Here is a 19,863-nt window from a genome sequence, read left to right as displayed (position 1 = left end):
TGGCTTACAGCATGGGAAGCACGCGGGGACGAGTTCCGGTCGGGAAGGTTGCGTCGATTCGATTGATCTCGGTTTGGGTGAGATTGAGTTCCCCAGCTCCCGCGTTTTCGGCGGCGTGTTCGGGGTTGGATGCCTTGGGGATTGTGAAGAGCGAGGGGTGCCGCACCAGAAATCGGAGCGCGACTTGACGAGGGGTGGCATTGTGAGCAGCGGCGATTTCCTGTAGTACGCGACCTGCGGTTGTGCGCGAGCTGGGAAAATCCCCATGACCGAACGGGCTGTATGCGACTACGGCGACCCCATGCTTCTCACACCAGGGGATCACAGCGTGTTCGATCGCTCTCTCTCTCAAATGGTAAAGGACTTGATTGCAGACGAGAGAACCCTCGCCAGCGATCTTCTGGACTGCTTCAAGGTCAGGCACATCGAAGTTGCTCACGCCCCAGCAGAGAATCTTCCCCTCGTGCTGAAGCTGCTCGAAGGCAGCGATCGTCTCCTCCAGTGGGTGTTGACCGCGCCAGTGCAACAGATAAGAGTCCAGCCGATCGGTATGAAGTCGAGCGAGCGATTTCTCGCAGGCTATGATCGTCCCTCTCCGAGAAGCATTTCCAGGAAGAACCTTGGAAACCAGGAAAACCCGATCGCGTCGTCCAGCGATCGCCTCTGCGACCACCTCCTCGGCGCTGCCGTACATCTCCGCCGTGTCGATGTGGGTCATACCGAGATCGAGTCCTTGGCGCAAAGCGGCGATCGCAGAGGCGCGGTCACCGTTGTCGATGTACCAAGTTCCTTGACCGATCACTGCGACCTCGCGCTGGGTGGAACCGAATCGACGCTGTTCCATGCTTGTCCTCCTGGCTAAATTCGTTGCTTTTGCAAGTTGACGATCCTCGTCCATCCTTAGTCCTGCACTTCTGACGTCTTAGGGCAACCTCACGCCACGGGTTGCGCCTGCCCACGCACACGGCTGAACAGCTCGATCATTTCCCGGTTGAACGCTGGGATGTCGTCGGGCTTGCGGCTCGTTACGAGATTGCTGTCGACCACGACCTCCTGATCCATCCACTGGGCACCGGCATTTTGGAGATCGGTTTTGAGCGACGGCCACGAGGCGATCCGCCGCCCGCGCGCCGCGCCGGTCTCGATGATAGTCCAGGGACCGTGGCAGATTGATGCCACCGGTTTGCCGGCGTTGAAGAAGGCTTTTGCGAACTCGATCGCTTTCGCCTGCACTCGTAGCATGTCCGGATTCATGGTGCCGCCTGGCAGCAGCAGCGCGTCAAAGTCCTGCGGCTGGGCTTGGTCAAGGGCTACATCAACCGGGAACTCGTCCCCCCAGTCTGTGAAGTTCCAGGCGCGGACCCGATCACCCTTGGGCGAAACGATGCGGGTTTCAGCACCAGCCTGATCGAGAGCCTTCCGTGGCTCGGTCATTTCGACCTGCTCGAAACCGTCCGTGATCAGGATCGCGACTTTCAGTCCTTTGAGATTCTCATTAGCCATGTTCTTATCTCCTGTCAATACAAATCTGCTTACATCTTTCTCTGCAATATTTATGCGTCCTGTCCCCCAATCGTGTGGAGGCAAATTGAGTGATCTATGCGGCTTGCTTCACGCTGCCGTGGGGGTCGATGACGAACTTCTTGGGTGAGCCATCACTGAATATTCGGTAAGCATCGGGCGCTTGGTCGAGCGAGATAACCTCGGTGTTTATGACCTCGCCCAAGTAAGGCATCCGGTCCCACAGGATCGCCATCATCAGATCCCGGTTGTATTTCATAATCGGGGCCTGACCCCCCGTCAGCTGCGGTGACTTGATCCACGCCTTGCTGAAGGCAAGGGGGAGCTGACCTTTTTTTGCCATATCAGTCTTTGGGGCCCCAGGGTCAGCGTTGGTATAGATACCGGGGATGCCCATCGCGCCGCCCGCACGGACCACTTCAAACAGGGTGTTGAGCACTATTTCCGAATGCTCTTCTCCGTCTTCCTCACCGTGACCATGCGCCTCCAGACCGACGGCATCGACCCCGCAATCGACCTCCCGATCTCCCAGAATCGCCTCGATCTGATCGGCAACTGGGGTCTCTAGCGTCGTGTTCACAACCTCGTAGCCAGCGCTCTTCACTAGATCGAGCCGGGCCTGATTTCTGTCGCCGACGATGATGCAGGAGGCACCCAAAAGACGTGCGGCGGCAGCGGCGCAGCGACCCACCGGTCCCGCGCCAGCGATGTAGATCGTGGACCCCGACTTGCATCCTGCCGACACGCAGCCGTGAAAGCCGGTGGGCAGGATATCCGAGAGCAGCGTGAGATCCCTGATCTTCGCCATCGCCTGATCCTTGTCAGGGAACTTCAAGAGGTTCCAGTCGGCGTAGGGGACCATGAGGTACTCAGTCTGCCCGCCCTGCCAGCCGCCAAGGTTGAAGCCGTATGCCCCGCAATCAACCTCAGGGTTGACGTTCATGCAGACGTCGGTGTGCCGCTCCTTGCAGTTGCGGCAGCGCCCGCAGGAGACGTTGAACGGGACTGAACAGAGATCACCCTGCTTGATGAACTGGACATCCCGGCCTGCCTCGATCACCTCGCCGGTCATCTCGTGACCCAACACCATCCCTTGGGGAGCCGCAAAACGACCATGATAGATGTGCTGGTCGCTGCCACAGATGTTCGTGGTGACGATTTTGAGAATGACACCATGATCGCACTTGTTACCACGAGGGTCAACTAGTTTTGGGAAATCAAGATTTTGAACCTCGAGTTTCCAAGGTCCCATATAGACCACTCCACGATTACTTGCCATGACTTGTCCCTCTCTTAACCTATGGTTTGAGCACGACCTTGATACAGTTGTCTTTCTTGTGCTTGAAAATTTCGTAGCCGTGCGGTGCTTGCTCTAGCGGCATCCGGTGGGTGATCACGAAAGATGGATCGATCTCGCCATTTTGGACGCGCTCAAGTAATGGGCGCAAGTACCGATGAACGTGTGTCTGTCCTGTTTTCAATGTTAAGGCTTTGTTCATGACAGCACCCATCGGGATTTTGTCAACAAAGCCGCCATAAACGCCAGGAATTGATACAGTACCGCCTTTGCGACAGGCAACCATTACTTGCCTTAGGGCAGTGGGTCTATCTGTTTCCATCCGCACTGCTTGCTTGACCTGGTCGTAAAATGAATCGGGACCCGTGCCGTGAGCTTCCATTCCCACAGCATCCATGCAAGCATCGGGACCACGCCCACCCGTCATTTCTTTGAGGGCTTCACCAACATCTACTTCCTCATAGTTGAGGACTTCTGCCTTACCTTCTTGCGCCATTTGTAGACGTTCGGGAACTCGATCAATAGCAATGACGCGCTCGGCACCAAGCATATAGGCGCTTCTAATCGCAAATTGTCCGACTGGTCCACAGCCCCAGATGGCGACAATACTACCAGGCTTAATATCGCAATTTTCCGCTGCCATGTATCCAGTGGGGAAGATATCTGTGAGAAATAGGACTTGTTCGTCTGCTAGTCCATCGGGAATCTTTAACAAACCAACATCAGCGAAGGGAACGCGGGCGTATTCAGCTTGACCTCCAGCATAACCACCCATCATATGGGAGTAGCCGAAAAGACCAGATGGGGAATGACCCATGAGTTTTTCTGGTATCCAAGCGTTCGGGTTGGAGTTGTCGCACAGCGACCACAAATCCTTTTGACAGAAGAAACAGTTACCGCAGGAAATGGTAAAGGGAACGACAACGCGATCGCCTACCTGCACATTCTTCACCGCGCTACCAAGTTCAACAACCTCCCCCATAAACTCATGACCAAGGATGTCGCCTTTTTCCATCGTCGGGATGTAGCCATCATAAAGATGTAAATCAGAACCGCAAATTGCCGTTGACGTAATTTTGACAATAGCATCGCGCGGATTAATAATTTTTGGATCGGGTACTGTTTCGACCCGCACTTCGTTGGCACCGTGCCAGCAAACAGCTTTCATTGAGTTATTCTCCTTTTTCATCTCACGCAAAGACGAAGGCAACGTCGTGGGCGGGTTCGCCAACTTGAGGCGGCTGCGCGTGCAAAGACGCAAAGGGTAAGAGATCACAAGCTTTCTTAGCGCCTTAGAATCTTGACGCGTACCAAAATCCGCTCACGCTGATCAGGGTTTAAGTAAGACCTTGACGCAGTTGTCTTTTTTGTGCTTGAAAAGCTCAAAGCCCTGCGGAGCTTCTGTTAAAGGCAAGCGATGTGTGAACACAGCAGAGGGATCGACTTCGCCCTTTATAACGCTATCCAGCAATATAGGCATGTACTTCTGACCGAACATTTGTCCGGTTTTGAGCGTCAAGCCTTTGTTCATAGCAGCGCCCATTGGTATCTTGTCTACAAAGCCAGCGTAAACGCCCATAATTGACAAGGTGCCGCCTTTGCGACAAGCAAGCATCATTTGCCGCAGCACAATAGGGCGATCAGTTTCTAACTTTAGCTTCTGCTTCGTTTCATCGTAAAATCCTTCCAGACCCATACCATGGGCTTCCATTCCCACTGCATCAATACAAGCATCGGGACCGCGACCACCAGTCATTTCTTTGAGGGCTTCACCCGCATCGACTTCCTCATAGTTGATCGTTTCTGCTTTGGCGAAATCCCTAGCCAGTTGTAGGCGTTCGGGAACTCGGTCGATGCCAATGACGCGCTCTGCACCCAGCATATAAGCACTACGCATGGCGAATTGTCCGACTGGACCACAACCCCAGACAGCGACAATATCTCCGGGCTGAATGTCACATAAATCTGCCCCCATGTAGCCGGTGGGAAAGGCATCAGTGATCGGCAGCAGTTTTTCGTCAGGAATGTCTTGGGGAACTTTGACAGCGCCATGATCAGCGAACGGCACACGCACGTATTCGGCGTCGCCACCAGCATAGCCACCAAACAAGTGTGAGTAGCCGAAGATCCCCGACGTACCAAAGCCAAACAGCTTCTCCTGCATCCAAGCGTTGGGGTTAGAGTTATCGCACAGCGACCACATCTGCTGATTGCAGAAGAAACAATGACCGCAGCCGATCATAGAAGAAACAATCACGCGATCGCCCTTTTTTAGTTTCTTGACTTCACTGCCAATTTCAACAACTTCCCCCATGAACTCGTGACCAAGAATATCACCTGGTTGCATCGTCGGGATATAGCCATCGTAGAGGTGCAAGTCAGAACCGCAGATGGTTGTTGATGTAACTTTAAGGATGGCATCGCGCGGGTTGAGGATTTTTGGATCTGGAACTGTTTCTACCCGCACATCATGAGTGCCGTGCCAGCAAACTGCTTTCATAGTCATTAGTCCTTAGTCATTGGTCATTAATACATCAGTCCTTAGTCATTAGTCATTAGCAATAAACGAAGGACGAGTGACTATTTCCCTCTTGGTTGTCCCTCTGTGGTGGCAATCTCGCCTGCTTCCATCATCATTTTGAAGCGGCGTAAATCATCTCCGATTTGCTGTTCTGGTTCTTCGCCGAAGAGTTTGGCGATCCCAGCGCCAATTGCTCCACCAGGCGGATTATATTCAGTGACAACTTTTACTTCAGTCCCGCGATCGCCAGGCGCTGGCTGGAAGTGGACAGAACCAGAGTTATCCACGTCTGCGCCTGCAACCGAAGTCCATGCAATCAATTCGTTTTCTCGATCTTCGATGATGTCTGCATCCCACTCAACGCTTCCGCCTAACGGCGCACTGGTAATCCAGTGCGATCGCTTATTATTGTGTACTTTTACGTCTTTGAGATGCTTCATGAAGCGCGGCAAGTTCCCAAAGTTATGCCAAAAGCGGTAAAGTTCCTCTGCTGGTTTGTTAATCGTTACCGTCTTTTCAACTTTAATTGGTTGGCTCATGTCTATTGTCTCCCGTGCTTGCTGTATGGTGCTTTGTTTATCGCAGTTTGGACAAATTTGTTTGTCTAAACCCTAATACCAGGAGCGGAGAACAGTGTAGGATAAGAGCTTATTAGCGAGAGGCATGTAGAAGTTTCTTGAAAAAATTTACCCTTCGTATCAGCCTTCTAGACTAGTAAAAAAATTAACTACTACAAATCAACACCTGAACCTTAAAGCTTTCAACTAAACCTAACCTCTAACTAAAGAATGAGATTGGTGTTAAGTTAGTTAGTTCTCGCTTGTATCTTGGCGTAATGCTAGGGAAGCTGTCACCTATTGCAATCTAGACATTCAAACATAACTAGACAAGTGTTTTACTCAAAGATTTTTAGATGCTTAACTTTGCCGAGAATGTCTTCTTTTAGGCAAAGTATACTGGGAGTAGGCTCCCCAGCATGAGGCTTTGACCTATGCTAATTCATCCCGCTTCACTTCCCTTTAAGGCAATGCACATAGTCCATTTCCTGTCAATGCATAAGTCTTATATAAGATTTTCAAACATAAGAACACTAGTATTTTTAGACACATTTACCCCGTTTCAATTGGCAACCTGACATTAAGATCCAAACGAAAAGTACCATAGGGATTAACGTGACCCCAAATTAAAGGCGAAAGCGCCCGCAAATCCTCCAACTTCATCAACTTCATCCATTGTGGTTGAGACAAAACCTCCTGAATCATTAAAGTATTTATATATACCAAAGATATCTGAAGTAAATGCAGAGATAACACAGCTAATTCTTGGTCGGACAAACGATTAGTAGCAATCTCCCCACCCTTGCCATAAAAAATAAAACTGTTAGCACTATTCCAGTTCTCCACCACATTTAGTCCAGCATTTATCTCTTGTCGCAGCTCAACTGAATGCAGGTATTTACATAAAAATATAGTTTTTACAGCCTTGCCTAATTCCGCCAAGGCTTGATAAGTAGGGTGTAATAAATTACCCCTAGTAAAACGCTTTAAGATGGCTTCAGTTTCCGCCATACCCAAACGCAAAGCAGTAGCATACTTCACCATTTGGTCGTATTGTTGGCGAATTAAATCCCAATTAATAGCGCGAGTTAAAATTGGTTGCAAATTTGGATAAGCATCATTATTTCCAGTTGAAGGACGGTACAATTTCTGAACATTGATACGTTTAAGACGCGGCATTAACTGAAAACCCAGTAAATGACAGAAAGCAAAAGCCACTTCATTTTGACCGTGACTATCTACATAATTTGTCTCCACTTTCATCTGGGTACAGTGGCGTAATAATCCTTCAATCATGGCTGCCACCTCAGAAGAAGAACAAGTTTTTAACTGCGAATAAATACAAACAGAATTCTTCTCAACGTGCCAATAAATCATCACACCCCGTCCACCATAGCGGATGTGCCATTGGGTCATTAAATTTTGATCCCAAGCACCAAACTTTTTCGAGTCAGAAGCGCAGGCGGTTGTACCCTCTCCCCAAATAGTAGAAATTCTGGCAGTAAAAATTGCATTTGCAACACAGGCAATAGCATTGCGTAATTGTTCTTTCTGAATAAAATGACGCTTGACATGGAGTAAATCTTGATAATTATCGCCTTTAATCTCATCACTTAAACGCTTTAATCCAGTATTCGTTCCTAAACCATATAAACAAAGTAACAAGCGTTTTTGTAAAGTATAGTCGCCTAAAACCTCTCTGGTTGATACACTCTGAAAGTGTTGGCTAAACTTAACTCGTAAATCAGTTTCTTTTAGAATATCTAAGAGGCTAGTCATGCGCCAACGTCTAGTAATTTCAGTTTTCAACCTTGCCAAATTAGTTGGTTCATTTTGAGGATTCAAAGGAGAAACACAAATTCGACTTTTACCTGTAGTTTTCAGTGTGACTAATTTGTTCTTAGGTATTCCTGTATCTAATAAAGTTAATGATTGTGACAAAGCTTGCTGCAAATTAGCAATAAAGACTTCCACATCTGATGGTTGTTTCAATGCTTGGAAATATTGTAATCTTTGCGCCTCAAAATCAGCAGGTAAATCTTCTTCAGGGTTTCTGTAACGATTAGCTCCTAAAACCCAGATTTCCTTGCATCTGAGCTTTTCTCTCAATGCTTGCAGCACGCTCAACTCATAATTAATGCGATTAACTTTGATTTCGTCGTCTGCTCCCGTCTCTAATATAATTTCTTGCCAATCACTACGTAAGACCCCATCAATGGGGATATCTTCTCCTGCATCATAATAACGTTGTTTACTATCAGCATACTTTTTAAGTATTGATATCGCTTGAATAACTGGACGATGAACTTCATTATTTGAACGGAATTCTAGCTTGTTTAAAATTAACGGTAAAATTCGCCGATAATATCCACCATAAGAAGAGCGCATCATCGTATAAACTTTCTCACGGTAAGCATTCCCTGTAGATTTATACTCTTTCACTAAATTCTTGAGAGTTACCTCACTTACCACAGGAAAAATCACATCTTTGATTGTGCCATCAGGGGTTTTCAAAGAAGCTTCTGCCATTTGGTATAGTAGATTATTCTTCCCATGAACCCGTTTAAAATCCTGAATAAGTTCTTTATCTACACGTTTTTCTGCATTGATACCTATGCGATGCACAATCTGGATGAGTAACTCTACTAAATTATCTATAACTTCTTGACTTCTGAGCCAACAAAAAGCTGTAAATAGTGTGTAACGGATATGTTCTGGGTGACGGCGTAAGTCACGAGGATGTTCAACAATTACCCGACTTTTATAGACTTGGAGAACTTTGGTAGGGATTTTTTTAAATAAGTCTGCTGGTAATTCTAATTGCTCAAAAATCTCTAACTTAGCAACTTCTTTTTGAAAACTTTCTACACCAATTCTCCCTGGGTCTGTTTTTAATTCAGCCCATGTTAATATGGTCACGTCAGTGTTATTTTTTGAGCTATTCGTGTTATCTAACTGTTGAGATAATTGGATATCTCCCGGATTATTCCGTTGTTTATTATGATTTACTTGTGTGGTATCATCTAATTCCTGCTCTGAAGCTTTCTCTTTCAAAAAATCATTTATCCAATTTTTAGATTGATTAGATAACTGGGAAGTTATGTCCCTAAAAAATTTAGATTCAAAATTCCTGATAGCAGAGTGAATGATACGTTCTAATCTGGAATCTGTCGGTGGTTCAAGTTTTAAATTCCGTAGTCTTGCTACGGCTGCAAGTTTTAGCTGTTCAAACTTTAACTCATAAATTAGTGCTTGTTCGGCTAACCAATTAGTTAACTCTTTAGCATCACTAACTTTGGTTTCTTGAAATCCAAAGAATTCCCTGATTTGAGCGCGATGATATTTTATGGAGCGTCCTTGCCAATCGTAGTAAGAGTACTTTTGGGGAGAAATATCTAAAAGTTTGGCAACATAATCAACAACGATGAAGGATATTTCTTGATTATTCTCAGGAAACCTGGCATAAATCTCAAAAAACTTGAGTAATATAGCAAAACCTAACCGATTTTCGTCATTTTTCTGATTCAGTAGGGCTAATTCAAGAGGGAGTAGTGTTCAATACTCTACTAATTCTTCTGTCTGGTTGCCAGATTTTTTTCATTAAGTCTCACTCTTCAAGCAAACAGTATTCTACCTTCTTTGGGGTAGAAACCTTTAACTGAGATAAAATGCTGTTTCTTGGTGAAGAACATAGTGTAACTGATTGATTCTATATAATTGCCCTAAAGGTCAGCATATGGATCGGAATTAATTAGTATATTCAAGGCATGACGTGCGGCTGATTCTGATTTCTGTGTTCGCGGAGCGTCTCGTAGAGAGGTGACTTTAGCGTAACGTAAAGTTGTTTGAATGCTTTCATGTCCCATTAACGAGCATAATTCCTCAATACTGATTAATCCAACTCGTTCTGTAGCAAATGTATGTCGTAAATCGTGAATACGAACTCCTTGAAGTTGCGGATACTTGTTGGTTGTCTCGCACCAATAATCATGCAATGTATGGTAGCTGATTCTACTTACTTTTAGGGTAACTAGATGTTGTGCCGTAAACAAGGCATTCGTGTTTTGATGCCGTGAGTATTTCAAGTATTTAGCCAGCATTGCGGCTGCGTCATCACTATAAAAGCACCAGCGTTGTTTGTTACCTTTACCTAATACTTGAAATTTCTGGTTATTGATATCTACAGAATCTGTATTTAGGGCTAAAAGCTCTCCTATCCTGCATCCTGTGCGATGCAGTAAATGAACTATTGCACTAAGACGTAAGTCATCTTTTACGGCAGAATATAGTATATTTAGTTGTGATTGTGTTAGATATCTTATTGTATTGTCGCTTTTATGTTCGCCTTTCTCTCTTTCAGGTAGACGTTGTTTTAGTCCCCGGATGGGGTTGGATTTTATATACCTTTGTTCTACTGAAAAGTTAAGCAAACTTTGTAGTATTGCTTGATGCTTGTGGTGTGTTGTGTATTTTAAATGACTGAGATTATTTAGATACTCAACTAATGTTTGCTTACTGATAATTTCTATTGACCAACTTCCATACTTTTGCAGTAAAAGTCTGAGGGTCAGTTCATAGGTTTCTCTAGTACTTGGTGCTAGACCAGGACGCTCTAGAAATTCGGTCGTGACAGTGGCTAAAGTTACAGCCGATTTCACGGTTGTTTCTGTATTCTCTCGCTTGGTTTTTTATTGATAAATTATATATCTTTTAAGGAGTTAGCTAACAGCTTTTTATAGATACTTTTAAAACTCCCAATAGCGATGAATCCCTTGCTAGTTACGTGTCACGGGTCAGGAAGAAACTCAATTTAACTCAGTTTGAGTTGGCGGATGCTGCTGGTATACATGGACGCTCTGTCGGGAAAATTGAGCGGGGACTTACGGTTAAAATTAATCGCCGGACGCTTCAAGGAATAGCCGTCGCCCTTGGTGTACCCCAAGAGTATCTTTCTGCTGTGATCAAGGGCGAGGAAGTATCTCAGGTTAGAGGGGTTAAGTTTTGTCCTCAATGTTGGAATCCTGGCACGGCGGTTGACCCTATGTGGGGTCATGTCAAAGCCAAGTTTTGTTATTTCTGCGGTACACCGATTCGAGTTAACTGCGCGAATTGCGGTGAGTTGGTGTTGTCTTTGAGACACCGATTTTGTCCAATTTGTGGCTGTGCTTATAAAACGCCCGTCAAAACCGCTAAAATCCAATGATCAACTCTTTTTTGTCAAACCCAGACTTCACAAGACTTTCAGGCTATCTTGCCCCTGGTGACAGCTTCGCTGACGCTGTTGGCGAAATATATCTTAATACTCAAAAGCCTTATTATTCCGTAGGTTGGATAGAGCGCGGTGAAAGCCAAAGTTTCTAAAACACTGATTTACCGACGTTTAAAATATTAAGTAATGTTTCGCCAACAGTGTCTTCGCTATATTTACCCCCAGAAGCAGTGTTGAAGAAGGGCGACTACCTGCTTGCTACTGCTCGCAAACCAAAGCAACTTCGCGTTTTGATTGAGCACTATCCAGAGACCGCAAAGGCTGTACGTCTGGATGTAACGTTATCTCAAGACATACAAGCAGCGGTTGATACAGTAATCGCCACATTTGGTCGAATTGATGTGCTGGTCAACAATGCTGGCCATGGACTAATTGCCGCACTAGAAGAAGTCAGTGATGTTGATATTCACCAATATTTTGAAACCAACTTCTTTGGGGCACTCCGTCTGATGCGAACTGTTTTGCCTGTGATGCGTCAGCAAGGCAGCGGTCATATTGTGAATATGTCATCCACAGCAGGATTAGTGGGATTTGGTGGAAGCAGCCTCTACTGTGGCGCTAAATTTGCTCTGGAAGGTACGTCTGAAGCCCTGGCTAAGGAGGTTGAATCCTTTGGAGTTAAAGTTACTTTAATTGAACCTGGGGCATTTCGCACAGATTTTAACGGACGCTCTCTGGCAGCAGCCAAACAATCCATTGATGCCTATGCTCCGGTCAGCGGTGCTTCATTGCAGCGGTTCAAACAGATGGATGGTAAGCAACCTGGCAATCCACGATCAGCGGCGCAAGCCATCATTCAAGCTGTGGAAAGTCCTCATCCACCGATGCGACTGGCATTAGGCACCGATGCCATGAGCCTGATTCAGGAAAAACTGTCAGGGGTCAAAACGGATTTGGATGCTTGGCAGCAGGTTACTGTAAGTACGGATTATACAAATAGTAACAACTGAGGTAATCGTTGGGTAGCTAAGCTCGCTCGCTAGTCATGAGACGGTGCATACGCCCACTAAAGTTCAGAATTTAAGTCAGGAGAAAGTTAAGTGATTCGATTTGACGATCAAGTAGCGATTATTACTGGAAGCGGTCGAGGTTTGGGGGCAGCCTATGCCCGCCTGCTTGCGGAAAGAGGAGCACGAGTGGTTATACATGACACAGGCGTTGACAAAGATGGAACCGGATTTGATCCGAACGTGGCGGCTAATGCTGCGAGCAGGATTCGGGAAGCAGGTGGAGGTGCATTCCCAAGTGACATAATCCTTGATAGTAGAGATAGCTGCCGAGGCCTAGTGGAAACTGCGCTCTCGAAGTTTGGTCGCCTCGACATCTTGATCCACAACGCTGGATGGGTCGCCTATCAGTCAGTGCAAGAACTGACACCTGATTTTCTACAGCGCGCTATCAGCATTAATTTAGAGGCACCAACATGGCTGGCTCAAGCCGCCTTTCCAATTATGAAACAGCAAAACTACGGACGGATTGTGCTTACGACTTCGGATAGAGCTATTTATCAGCAATATGCACTCAGTGGTCTCGCCTCTTATGCTATGGGAAAAATGGCACAGATCGGTTTGATGAATGTGCTCGCGGTTGAAGGCAAAGAGCATGGAATTCTCGTTAATGCGATTTCGCCAGTAGCCCAAACGCGGATGTGGAACGTACAAGATGAGCCAGAGGATTTGCGACCTGATCAAGTAGCCCCTGGAGTGTTATATCTCGCTTCTCCAGAATGCCGAGAGTCTGGATTTATATTAAGGGCAAGCAACGGGCAATTCACAGCCCTGCGCTGGGTCGAGCGAAACAACGTAGATTATCCATTAAACCTCGCCGCTGTTGAGATTTCTACTGCGGAGGATTTGGCTACTCGGTGGAAGCAAATTGCTTCGGATATTGCGTTTTAAGGACTGGGCTTGTACTTCGAGATGATCAGTAAGGAAATAATCGAGGTTTTTGGTGGCAGAGCAGTTGAAAGGAGGTGTTGCATAATAGGCATCATCTTAAAATTTTTTGGATTTACTTAAAGGTGTTATTGCCTTTAAACCCACCTTAAAGATTTGTGAGTGCGTTAGCGAAGCTCACCGAAGGTATCGCGTCATACCAATGAAGTAATAAGTATTTCTAACTACTGGGGTATAAGGATTTCATCCAGATTTCATATTTAAATGCATTCTGTATATCTGCACGAATAGCACTAACCCTAATTTCATCCTAATTTCATTTCTGGCTGTCAAACTATGTAATGAGTGCCGCAGTTGCGTTTTGAGCAGCCAGTGATCTGGGTAATTTTATTACCTAAGCAAAAGATAAATGTTTAAAAGGTTGACTCTCTAGCTAACTAGAGACTCCAGAATGGAATCAGGAAATTATCTGAGATCATCCTTATGCAACTCCCTACTCTGAGAAACAGCTTTTTGACATTTGCTTTGGTAGCGGCCTCTTTTTCCAGCAGCTTGCTGACAGCCTGTTCTACAACTGCTTCCCAAAACCAAAGCCAAGCACCATCTACCACCGCTACTGATAGTAGTGACAAGCAACCCATGAATCATGGTAGTGGCATGATGAACCACAGCATGGTAATGGATTTAGGGCCAGCCGATGCTAACTATGATTTGCGCTTTATTGATGCGATGACTCCGCACCATCAGGGAGCAACGGTAATGGCAAAGGAAGCACAGCAAAAATCGAAACGCCCTGAGATCAAAAAGCTAGCAGACGAAATTATCAAAGCCCAAAACCAAGAAATTACGCAAATGAAACAGTGGCGTACAGCTTGGTATCCTCAAGCGGGAGATAAACCAGTGGCTTATGATGCCAAAATGGGTCATACGATGAGGATGTCACCTGAGCAAATGCAAGCCATGATGATGAGCATGGACTTGGGTGCAGCTGATGGAGAATTTGACCTACGCTTTATCGAGGCGATGATTCCTCACCATGAAGCAGCTGTAGTTATGGCAAAAGATGCGTTGCAAAAATCTCAGCGTCCTGAAATTAAAAACTTGGCTCAAGAAATTATCAAAGCGCAAAATGCAGAGATTAACCAAATGAAACAGTGGCGCAAAGCTTGGTATACCAAGTAGCCTCAAGTTTCAATATCTACTTAGGAACGGGTGCAAATACCAACGCAATTGAGAGTTCTTGATGTCAAAGAAAGCTAGTTTCTCAGTTCTCAATTTCATGCCAATTTCATTTTGAGATGAAAAACTGGGAATGAGGTGCAGAAAAATCCCCAAAAAAGCTAGCTTTTTTACTAGATATTGCGATCGCAGTTCCTTTGCCTCCATACTTCAGGATTTTTGATAGCGATGCCCAACTCTGCGCGTTTCCAACCAATTGTAACCATGCGTTGTGTTTCTAGTACACTTGTGAGCTTGTCGTTATTGGCAAGTCCCGTAGTAGTTTTAGCCCACAGCGGACACGGAAATGAATTTCAAGGAGAAAGTGAAGCCACCCCAGCAACTAGCTCTATTCAAGTTGATACTCAAACTGCTCAACGCCTGGGAATTAAAGTTGAGCCAGTTAAAAGCCAGCGTTTAGCTGTGGGTATAAAAACCACAGGACAAATTGAAACTCTACCCAGCAAACAAGTAGAAGTAACCACACCAATTGCAGGCGCAAAAGTGGTTGAGTTATTGGTAGAACCTGGTGCATTAGTTAAACAAGGTCAACCCGTTGCTGTGGTATCTAGTCCTGATTTGGTAGAACTGCGGGTTAACTCCCAAGAAAAACTAGCTCAAGGTCAGGCTGATTTACAACAAGCCTTAGCTGATTTAAAATTAGCGCAACAAAACCGCGATCGCTATCAACAAATAACCGACTCTGAAATTGCCCAAGCTCAAAGTCAAGTGGCTTATGCCCAAGAAAAGTATGACAAAGATCAAGCATTAGCTGCCCAAGATGCATTACCAAAGCGTAATGCCCTGGAATCGCAAACCCAGCTAGCCCAGGCCAAAGCTGAACTTACTAAAGCGAATAGCCGCCGAGAGGTTATTGAGGCTGAAAATCAACTTAAACGCGCTCAGGCATCTATTAACGTAGCAAAATCTCGGATAAATCTCAGTAATAGCACGTATGAGACTAGGCTGCAACAACTAGGAATCCGTGGCAATGCCAAAGGACTGGTGACAGTAACATCTCCGATTTCCGGCAAAGTTGCTGATCGGGAAGTTACCCTTGGTCAAACCTTTGAGGATGCAGGTGGTAAGTTGATGACGATTATCAATGACAATCAGGTATTTGCCACAGCGAATATATATAAAAAAGATTTAGACAAAGTTAGAACAGGTCAACAAGTTAGGGTTAAAGTTGCTTCAGTCCCTAATCGTACTTTTACCGGACGAATTGCGGTAATTAATTCTGTAGTAGCAGGTGAGACGCAGGTTGTACCTGTAAAAGCTGAAATAGATAATCTTGGTGGTGTACTGAAACCAGGAATGTTTGCAGAGTTGGAAGTTTTGACAAACCAAACCTCGTAGGTTATTTCAGCCATTCCCAGCGCGGCTGCAGTAGAAGCTAATAATAAAAAAGTTGTCTATATCCAAAATGGCAATGCTTATCAATCAGTTGAAGTCACATTAGGTCAGACCTCTGGGGACATGGTTGAGGTCAAGAGTGGCTTATTCGAGGGAGATATGATTGTCAGCCAACGCGCACCGCAACTTTACGCCCAATCTCTGCGAGGTGGGGGGAAAGCAGAGGAGCATACTTTGACTGTGCTCAGTAACCTGGGGAGCAGGGGAGCAGGGCGGAAAGAAGCAGTTTCTAACTTCTCACTTCCTTGGTGGGTAGGAGTTGGGGGAGGAACTGCACTAGCTACTGTAGCTTTTATCGCAGGTAGTTTCTGGGTTAGTCGCCGCAGTAAACTGCATCTGCTTTATCTCACGCAGAGACGCAAAGACGCAGAGCAAAATGTTAATTAGTGTGGTTTTAGTAAGTAGAAAACTACTGTAAATTTCAACTGTACAAAATATGCTCAATGCCATTCTTAAGTGGTCAATTATCCAACGTTGGATAGTCGTATTACTCGCAATTATACTTACAATTTGGGGTAAATATAACCTGACTCAAATGCCCCTGGATGTCTTTCCTGACTTCGCTCCGCCCCAAGTTGAGATTCAAACTGAAGCCCCAGGACTAGCACCAGAAGAAGTTGAAACACTAATTACCTTGCCAATAGAAAGCGCGGTTAATGGTACACCAGGGGTAGAAACTGTACGTTCTTCCTCTGCTGTCAGCATTTCCGTTGTCAAGGTGATCTTTAAATAGGGGACTGATGTTTATCAAGCCCGTCAACTAGTAACAGAACGATTGCAACAGGTACAGCAAAAATTACCAGAGGGTGTAGAAAATCCTCAAATTTCTCCCATTTCTTCCCCCATTGGCACAGTTCTACAATACGCCTTCACTGCTGAAACAACCCCACTTATGGAAGTGCGGCGCTTAGTTGACCGAGATGTCACCAATAGATTGCTAGCTGTACCGGGTATTTCCCAAGTAATTGCTTATGGTGGTGATATTCGCCAGTATCAGATATTGGTTAACCCGGCGAAATTAAAAGCTTTCAATGTCACCTTAGATGAAGTCACATCTGCGGCTAGAGGAGCTAACGTCAATGCTGCTGGTGGGTTTTTAGTCAATCCAGACCAAGAGCTAATTATTCGTGGCTTGGGGCGCATCGAGTCAATTGAGCAACTGGGGAAGTCTGCAATAACGGCACGAAACGGAACACCTGTACTACTACAAGATGTGGCAGATGTCAGCATTGGCGCAGCTTTAAAACGTGGTGATGGCAGTTTGGATGGTCAACCAGCAATTGTGGTCATGGTCAACAAGCAGCCACAGAATGATACTCCCACGGTTACTAAAGCTGTGGAAAATGCGATCGCAGAAATTAAGGTTGGCTTACCTAAAGTTCAAGATACAGGCATTGGTATTCAACAACCGGAAATAACTCGGATTTTTGACCGCTTCTATCGAGTCAATAGCGATCGCTCCCGTAGTACTGGCGGTTCTGGATTAGGATTAGCGATCGCTCAAGCAATTATCCAAGCACACCACGGTAGCATTGATATGCAAAGTGAATTCGGTAAAGGTAGCACTTTTACTATTAAGTTGCCTTTTGATGTCCGTCCACTTGATAGCGTTCGCTCTCTTTACCCATTTAAAATACTATATTATCGGTTACATCAATAACATTGAATTCATCAGTTTGGTCGATTTCATCTTTTACCCCTGGTATGCAAAGCACTATCGGGGCTTTGCGCTCTTGGGGACATAGAAGCTATATATAAAATATGCTGCAAATTTCTCACAAAATCATTATCCCCGATAGCGAAATCGAAATTAGCGCGATTCGCTCTCAAGGAGCAGGTGGTCAAAATGTCAACAAGGTTTCTACTGCCATTCACTTACGGTTCAATATTGAGGCTTCATCATTACCCGCTTTTTATAAAGAACAACTTTTAAAGCTAAATGACCGACGCCTTACTCAGGAAGGAGTTGTTGTCATCAAGGCTCAAGAACACCGAAGCCAAGAGAAAAATCGGCAGGAGGCTCTGCAACGGCTCAAAGAACTCATCAAAAGCGCAGTCATACTGCCCCAAAAACGCAAACCCACCAAACCAACTCGCAACTCTCAAAAAAAACGTCTTGACAGTAAAACTAAGCGAGGACAGATTAAGTCTACCAGAGGACAAGTCATTGATTAAAGATTAAAGTGCGATCGCTTTTTCTTCTCAGGCTAAGGCCACGCTTATGAATATAAAACAGCAACCAATAAAATTCAAAACTGGAACTACTGAAGCTAGCTCATTACAAATATCTGTACAACCAAATTACCACTCACAAGCTGCTGATACAAATATAAATGCTGATATTTATTTATTTGCTCGGCTGCGGCAACTCTCACTCGCTCAGCGGATAAAAATGTTTGCGGCCCATGAACGCGGGTTGAAAAAGTTATCCCTAGCAGGAATTAAATCTCGGAATCGAGGTGCTTCCTTGGAGGATATTCGTCGCATATTTTCTCGTGCTGTGCTAGGAGATAAATTTACTCCTAATTTCCAACCACAAGGTTTTGATGAAAGTATGTGGATTCAAGATTCCATTACTCTAGCAGGCGAACTTCATCAACTATTTGAGTCCCTTAATATTCCTTATTACGTTAGTGGTGGTGTTGCTAGTTCCATTCATGGTGAACCTCGCTCAACTCGTGATTTAGATTTGGTAATTGAAGTCCAACTTGCTCAAATTGATTTATTAGTAACAACACTTGAAGCTGCTGGATATTATTGTCCAGCAGGTGCAGTTGAAGATTTAAAACGAGGCAGTGAGCGAATGCTGAACATTACGCATACAGAAACTATCGCTAATGCTGACTTGTATCTTAATGAAGCTTCACCATTTGCAATATCGCAAATGGCACATAGGATATTACCTGATTTAGATGGAATACCTCCATTCTGGATAGCTTCACCAGAGGATATGATTTTACAAAAGTTGCTCTGGGGAAGGGGTAGGCAATCTGAAAAGCAGTGGCGCGATGTATTGGGGATAATCAAGTTGCAGGAACAAAGTTTAGACTATGCTTACCTAACAAATTGGGCAGAACACTTAAATTTAGTTGATGCGTTGAGCCAAGCATTTAATGAAGTTAGTTTATGATTAAAATTTTCATAAATACAGCAGATTTCAGGTAAATGAAATACATAGATAAAACCCGAAACCCTGTAGAGACGTTACATGTAACGTCTCTACATGTAACGTCTCTACATGTAACTATAATAGTGTATCTTCCGTTACCAAACTTGACCTACGGAAATAGGAAGCAGAATTTAGCCCCATTGTCTTACAATATTCGGCACATTTGCGGCAAATAGCGGCACAAAACATCATCTTTGCATCGCTACCCATATTTTCGCAAGCTATTGCAGTGCGATCGCAGATCTCGGCGCACAAACTACAGGTATTTCCCATAAATTCAGAACCGTCATTAATCATGTTGACGCAGATCATGCACATTTCGGCACAGTCGCGCATCATAGACATCATAGTCATATCTGAATATTTCCCCCCCTGACTCTTGCAGTATTTGAGGGTATCAATGCAAGTAGTTTGACATTCGATGCATGTTTGTTTACAAGCTTGCATTTCGGTAAGTATAGATTTAGTCATCATAAGAGTAACTTCCTTATTTTGCAGTTCGGTCAGATGGCGAACTAAATAGTAAGCTAAAACTTTATTTTGGAGAAATCAATAGCTACTATAATTTTGGCGATTTCAAGATCACTAAACCTATCTACTTAATGTGAATTCAGCTACTTTGGGGAATTTCGATCAAGGCCGAATTAGCTAAAAGCCTTGTTAATCAAAGCTTTAAAAGATTTTGTTGATGACGAATGTTTCCTCTTTGGGAGTAAATCATTTATCAGGTTCAGGGATTTAGATGTTAAGTTGGCTTCGTTTTATATCTCTGATAAGAACACTTATGTCCGATTCCAGAATTCAAGAAACTCTTATTTGATAATCTTTTTAGCCATTTTCACTCTTGATTCACAAAATGCTATGAGTATATTTTCTTATTATCAGGGAATATCAAAATCTCATGACTTGATTAAAGTATATTTCATCATGTGGTGGTGACTTTGGGAACCTGAAAAAGATTTCAACAGAAGTAGATTTAGCTAAACCAAGAATGAACATC

The 19,863-nt window shown here is 44.8% G+C and carries 15 protein-coding genes and 3 pseudogenes; 9 read left to right on the top strand and 9 right to left on the bottom strand.

Annotated features, from left to right (window positions below):
- Positions 1–4: 4 nt before the first annotated feature.
- From HCR01_RS26620 to HCR01_RS26585, 8 genes and pseudogenes are all read right to left on the bottom strand, one after another.
- On the bottom strand, positions 5–844 hold the full coding sequence (locus HCR01_RS26620) for an aldo/keto reductase (RefSeq protein ID WP_193199050.1): 840 nt from the start codon (positions 842–844) through the stop codon (positions 5–7).
- An 89-nt stretch (positions 845–933) separates the two neighbouring features.
- Positions 934–1,503, bottom strand: coding sequence for a type 1 glutamine amidotransferase domain-containing protein (locus HCR01_RS26615; protein ID WP_193199049.1), 570 nt, complete (start codon positions 1,501–1,503; stop codon positions 934–936).
- Positions 1,504–1,597: 94 nt separating this feature from the next.
- Positions 1,598–2,800: an alcohol dehydrogenase catalytic domain-containing protein gene (locus HCR01_RS26610; RefSeq protein WP_226889642.1), complete on the bottom strand. Its 1,203-nt coding sequence runs from the start codon at positions 2,798–2,800 to the stop codon at positions 1,598–1,600.
- A gap of 19 nt (positions 2,801–2,819) precedes the next feature.
- Positions 2,820–3,986, bottom strand: coding sequence for a zinc-dependent alcohol dehydrogenase (locus HCR01_RS26605; protein ID WP_193199048.1), 1,167 nt, complete (start codon positions 3,984–3,986; stop codon positions 2,820–2,822).
- Between the two features lie 162 nt (positions 3,987–4,148).
- Complete coding sequence (locus HCR01_RS26600; RefSeq protein ID WP_193199091.1) at positions 4,149–5,318, bottom strand: zinc-dependent alcohol dehydrogenase; 1,170 nt, start codon at positions 5,316–5,318, stop codon at positions 4,149–4,151.
- 80 nt (positions 5,319–5,398) lie between these two features.
- Positions 5,399–5,917 (bottom strand): annotated as a pseudogene (locus HCR01_RS26595) (SRPBCC family protein); the annotation flags it as partial.
- Positions 5,918–6,448: 531 nt separating this feature from the next.
- A complete protein-coding gene (locus HCR01_RS26590) occupies positions 6,449–9,424 on the bottom strand; it encodes a Tn3 family transposase (protein WP_413773973.1) in 2,976 nt (991 codons plus the stop codon).
- Positions 9,425–9,618: 194 nt separating this feature from the next.
- The gene (locus tag HCR01_RS26585) at positions 9,619–10,554 is read right to left on the bottom strand and encodes a tyrosine-type recombinase/integrase (RefSeq protein WP_193199046.1); all 936 of its coding nucleotides are present in this window, start codon (positions 10,552–10,554) and stop codon (positions 9,619–9,621) included.
- Positions 10,555–10,679: 125 nt separating this feature from the next.
- On the opposite strand from HCR01_RS26585, the gene HCR01_RS26580 reads away from it, so the two are divergent.
- From HCR01_RS26580 to HCR01_RS26535, 9 genes and pseudogenes are all read left to right on the top strand, one after another.
- A complete protein-coding gene (locus HCR01_RS26580; protein ID WP_320073178.1) occupies positions 10,680–11,099 on the top strand; it encodes a double zinc ribbon domain-containing protein in 420 nt (139 codons plus the stop codon).
- Positions 11,096–11,257: a hypothetical protein gene (locus HCR01_RS26575; RefSeq protein WP_193199045.1), complete on the top strand. Its 162-nt coding sequence runs from the start codon at positions 11,096–11,098 to the stop codon at positions 11,255–11,257. Before HCR01_RS26580 ends, HCR01_RS26575 begins: the two co-directional genes overlap by 4 nt.
- A gap of 48 nt (positions 11,258–11,305) precedes the next feature.
- A complete protein-coding gene (locus HCR01_RS26570) occupies positions 11,306–12,115 on the top strand; it encodes an oxidoreductase (protein ID WP_320073177.1) in 810 nt (269 codons plus the stop codon).
- A 90-nt stretch (positions 12,116–12,205) separates the two neighbouring features.
- Positions 12,206–13,063 carry an SDR family NAD(P)-dependent oxidoreductase gene (locus HCR01_RS26565; protein WP_193199044.1) on the top strand — a complete coding sequence of 286 codons (858 nt, stop codon included), beginning with the start codon at positions 12,206–12,208 and terminating at the stop codon, positions 13,061–13,063.
- Between the two features lie 480 nt (positions 13,064–13,543).
- Positions 13,544–14,242, top strand: coding sequence for a DUF305 domain-containing protein (locus HCR01_RS26560; protein WP_193199043.1), 699 nt, complete (start codon positions 13,544–13,546; stop codon positions 14,240–14,242).
- A 225-nt stretch (positions 14,243–14,467) separates the two neighbouring features.
- Positions 14,468–16,081 (top strand): annotated as a pseudogene (locus HCR01_RS26555) (efflux RND transporter periplasmic adaptor subunit).
- 49 nt (positions 16,082–16,130) lie between these two features.
- Positions 16,131–17,354, top strand: a pseudogene (locus tag HCR01_RS39065) (efflux RND transporter permease subunit).
- A 101-nt stretch (positions 17,355–17,455) separates the two neighbouring features.
- The gene (gene arfB, locus HCR01_RS26540) at positions 17,456–17,869 is read left to right on the top strand and encodes an alternative ribosome rescue aminoacyl-tRNA hydrolase ArfB (protein ID WP_193199041.1); all 414 of its coding nucleotides are present in this window, start codon (positions 17,456–17,458) and stop codon (positions 17,867–17,869) included.
- Positions 17,870–17,915: 46 nt separating this feature from the next.
- Positions 17,916–18,824: a hypothetical protein gene (locus tag HCR01_RS26535; protein ID WP_226889641.1), complete on the top strand. Its 909-nt coding sequence runs from the start codon at positions 17,916–17,918 to the stop codon at positions 18,822–18,824.
- Between the two features lie 114 nt (positions 18,825–18,938).
- Here HCR01_RS26535 and HCR01_RS26530 read toward each other — a convergent pair whose 3' ends face one another.
- Positions 18,939–19,337 carry a four-helix bundle copper-binding protein gene (locus tag HCR01_RS26530; RefSeq protein ID WP_193199040.1) on the bottom strand — a complete coding sequence of 133 codons (399 nt, stop codon included), beginning with the start codon at positions 19,335–19,337 and terminating at the stop codon, positions 18,939–18,941.
- Between the last annotated feature and the right edge of the window lie 526 nt (positions 19,338–19,863).

Origin of the sequence: Nostoc sp. MG11, assembly GCF_014904695.1 — a bacterium.
Lineage (GTDB): Bacteria > Cyanobacteriota > Cyanobacteriia > Cyanobacteriales > Nostocaceae > Komarekiella.
The sequence above is the reverse complement of the archived record's forward strand: the minus strand, read 5'-3'. Positions and strand labels throughout refer to the sequence as shown.

Bases quoted from the DNA above. Each gene is read 5' to 3' on its own strand.
- HCR01_RS26610 (WP_226889642.1), bottom strand. From the start codon at position 2,800: ATGGCAAGTAATCGTGGAGTGGTCTATATGGGACCTTGGAAACTCGAG.
- HCR01_RS26600 (WP_193199091.1), bottom strand. From the start codon at position 5,318: ATGAAAGCAGTTTGCTGGCACGGCACTCATGATGTGCGGGTAGAAACA.
- arfB (WP_193199041.1), top strand. From the start codon at position 17,456: ATGCTGCAAATTTCTCACAAAATCATTATCCCCGATAGCGAAATCGAA.
- HCR01_RS26575 (WP_193199045.1), top strand. From the start codon at position 11,096: ATGATCAACTCTTTTTTGTCAAACCCAGACTTCACAAGACTTTCAGGC.
- HCR01_RS26615 (WP_193199049.1), bottom strand. From the start codon at position 1,503: ATGGCTAATGAGAATCTCAAAGGACTGAAAGTCGCGATCCTGATCACG.
- HCR01_RS26560 (WP_193199043.1), top strand. From the start codon at position 13,544: ATGCAACTCCCTACTCTGAGAAACAGCTTTTTGACATTTGCTTTGGTA.
- HCR01_RS26620 (WP_193199050.1), bottom strand. From the start codon at position 844: ATGGAACAGCGTCGATTCGGTTCCACCCAGCGCGAGGTCGCAGTGATC.
- HCR01_RS26530 (WP_193199040.1), bottom strand. From the start codon at position 19,337: ATGATGACTAAATCTATACTTACCGAAATGCAAGCTTGTAAACAAACA.
- HCR01_RS26605 (WP_193199048.1), bottom strand. From the start codon at position 3,986: ATGAAAGCTGTTTGCTGGCACGGTGCCAACGAAGTGCGGGTCGAAACA.
- HCR01_RS26535 (WP_226889641.1), top strand. From the start codon at position 17,916: ATGAATATAAAACAGCAACCAATAAAATTCAAAACTGGAACTACTGAA.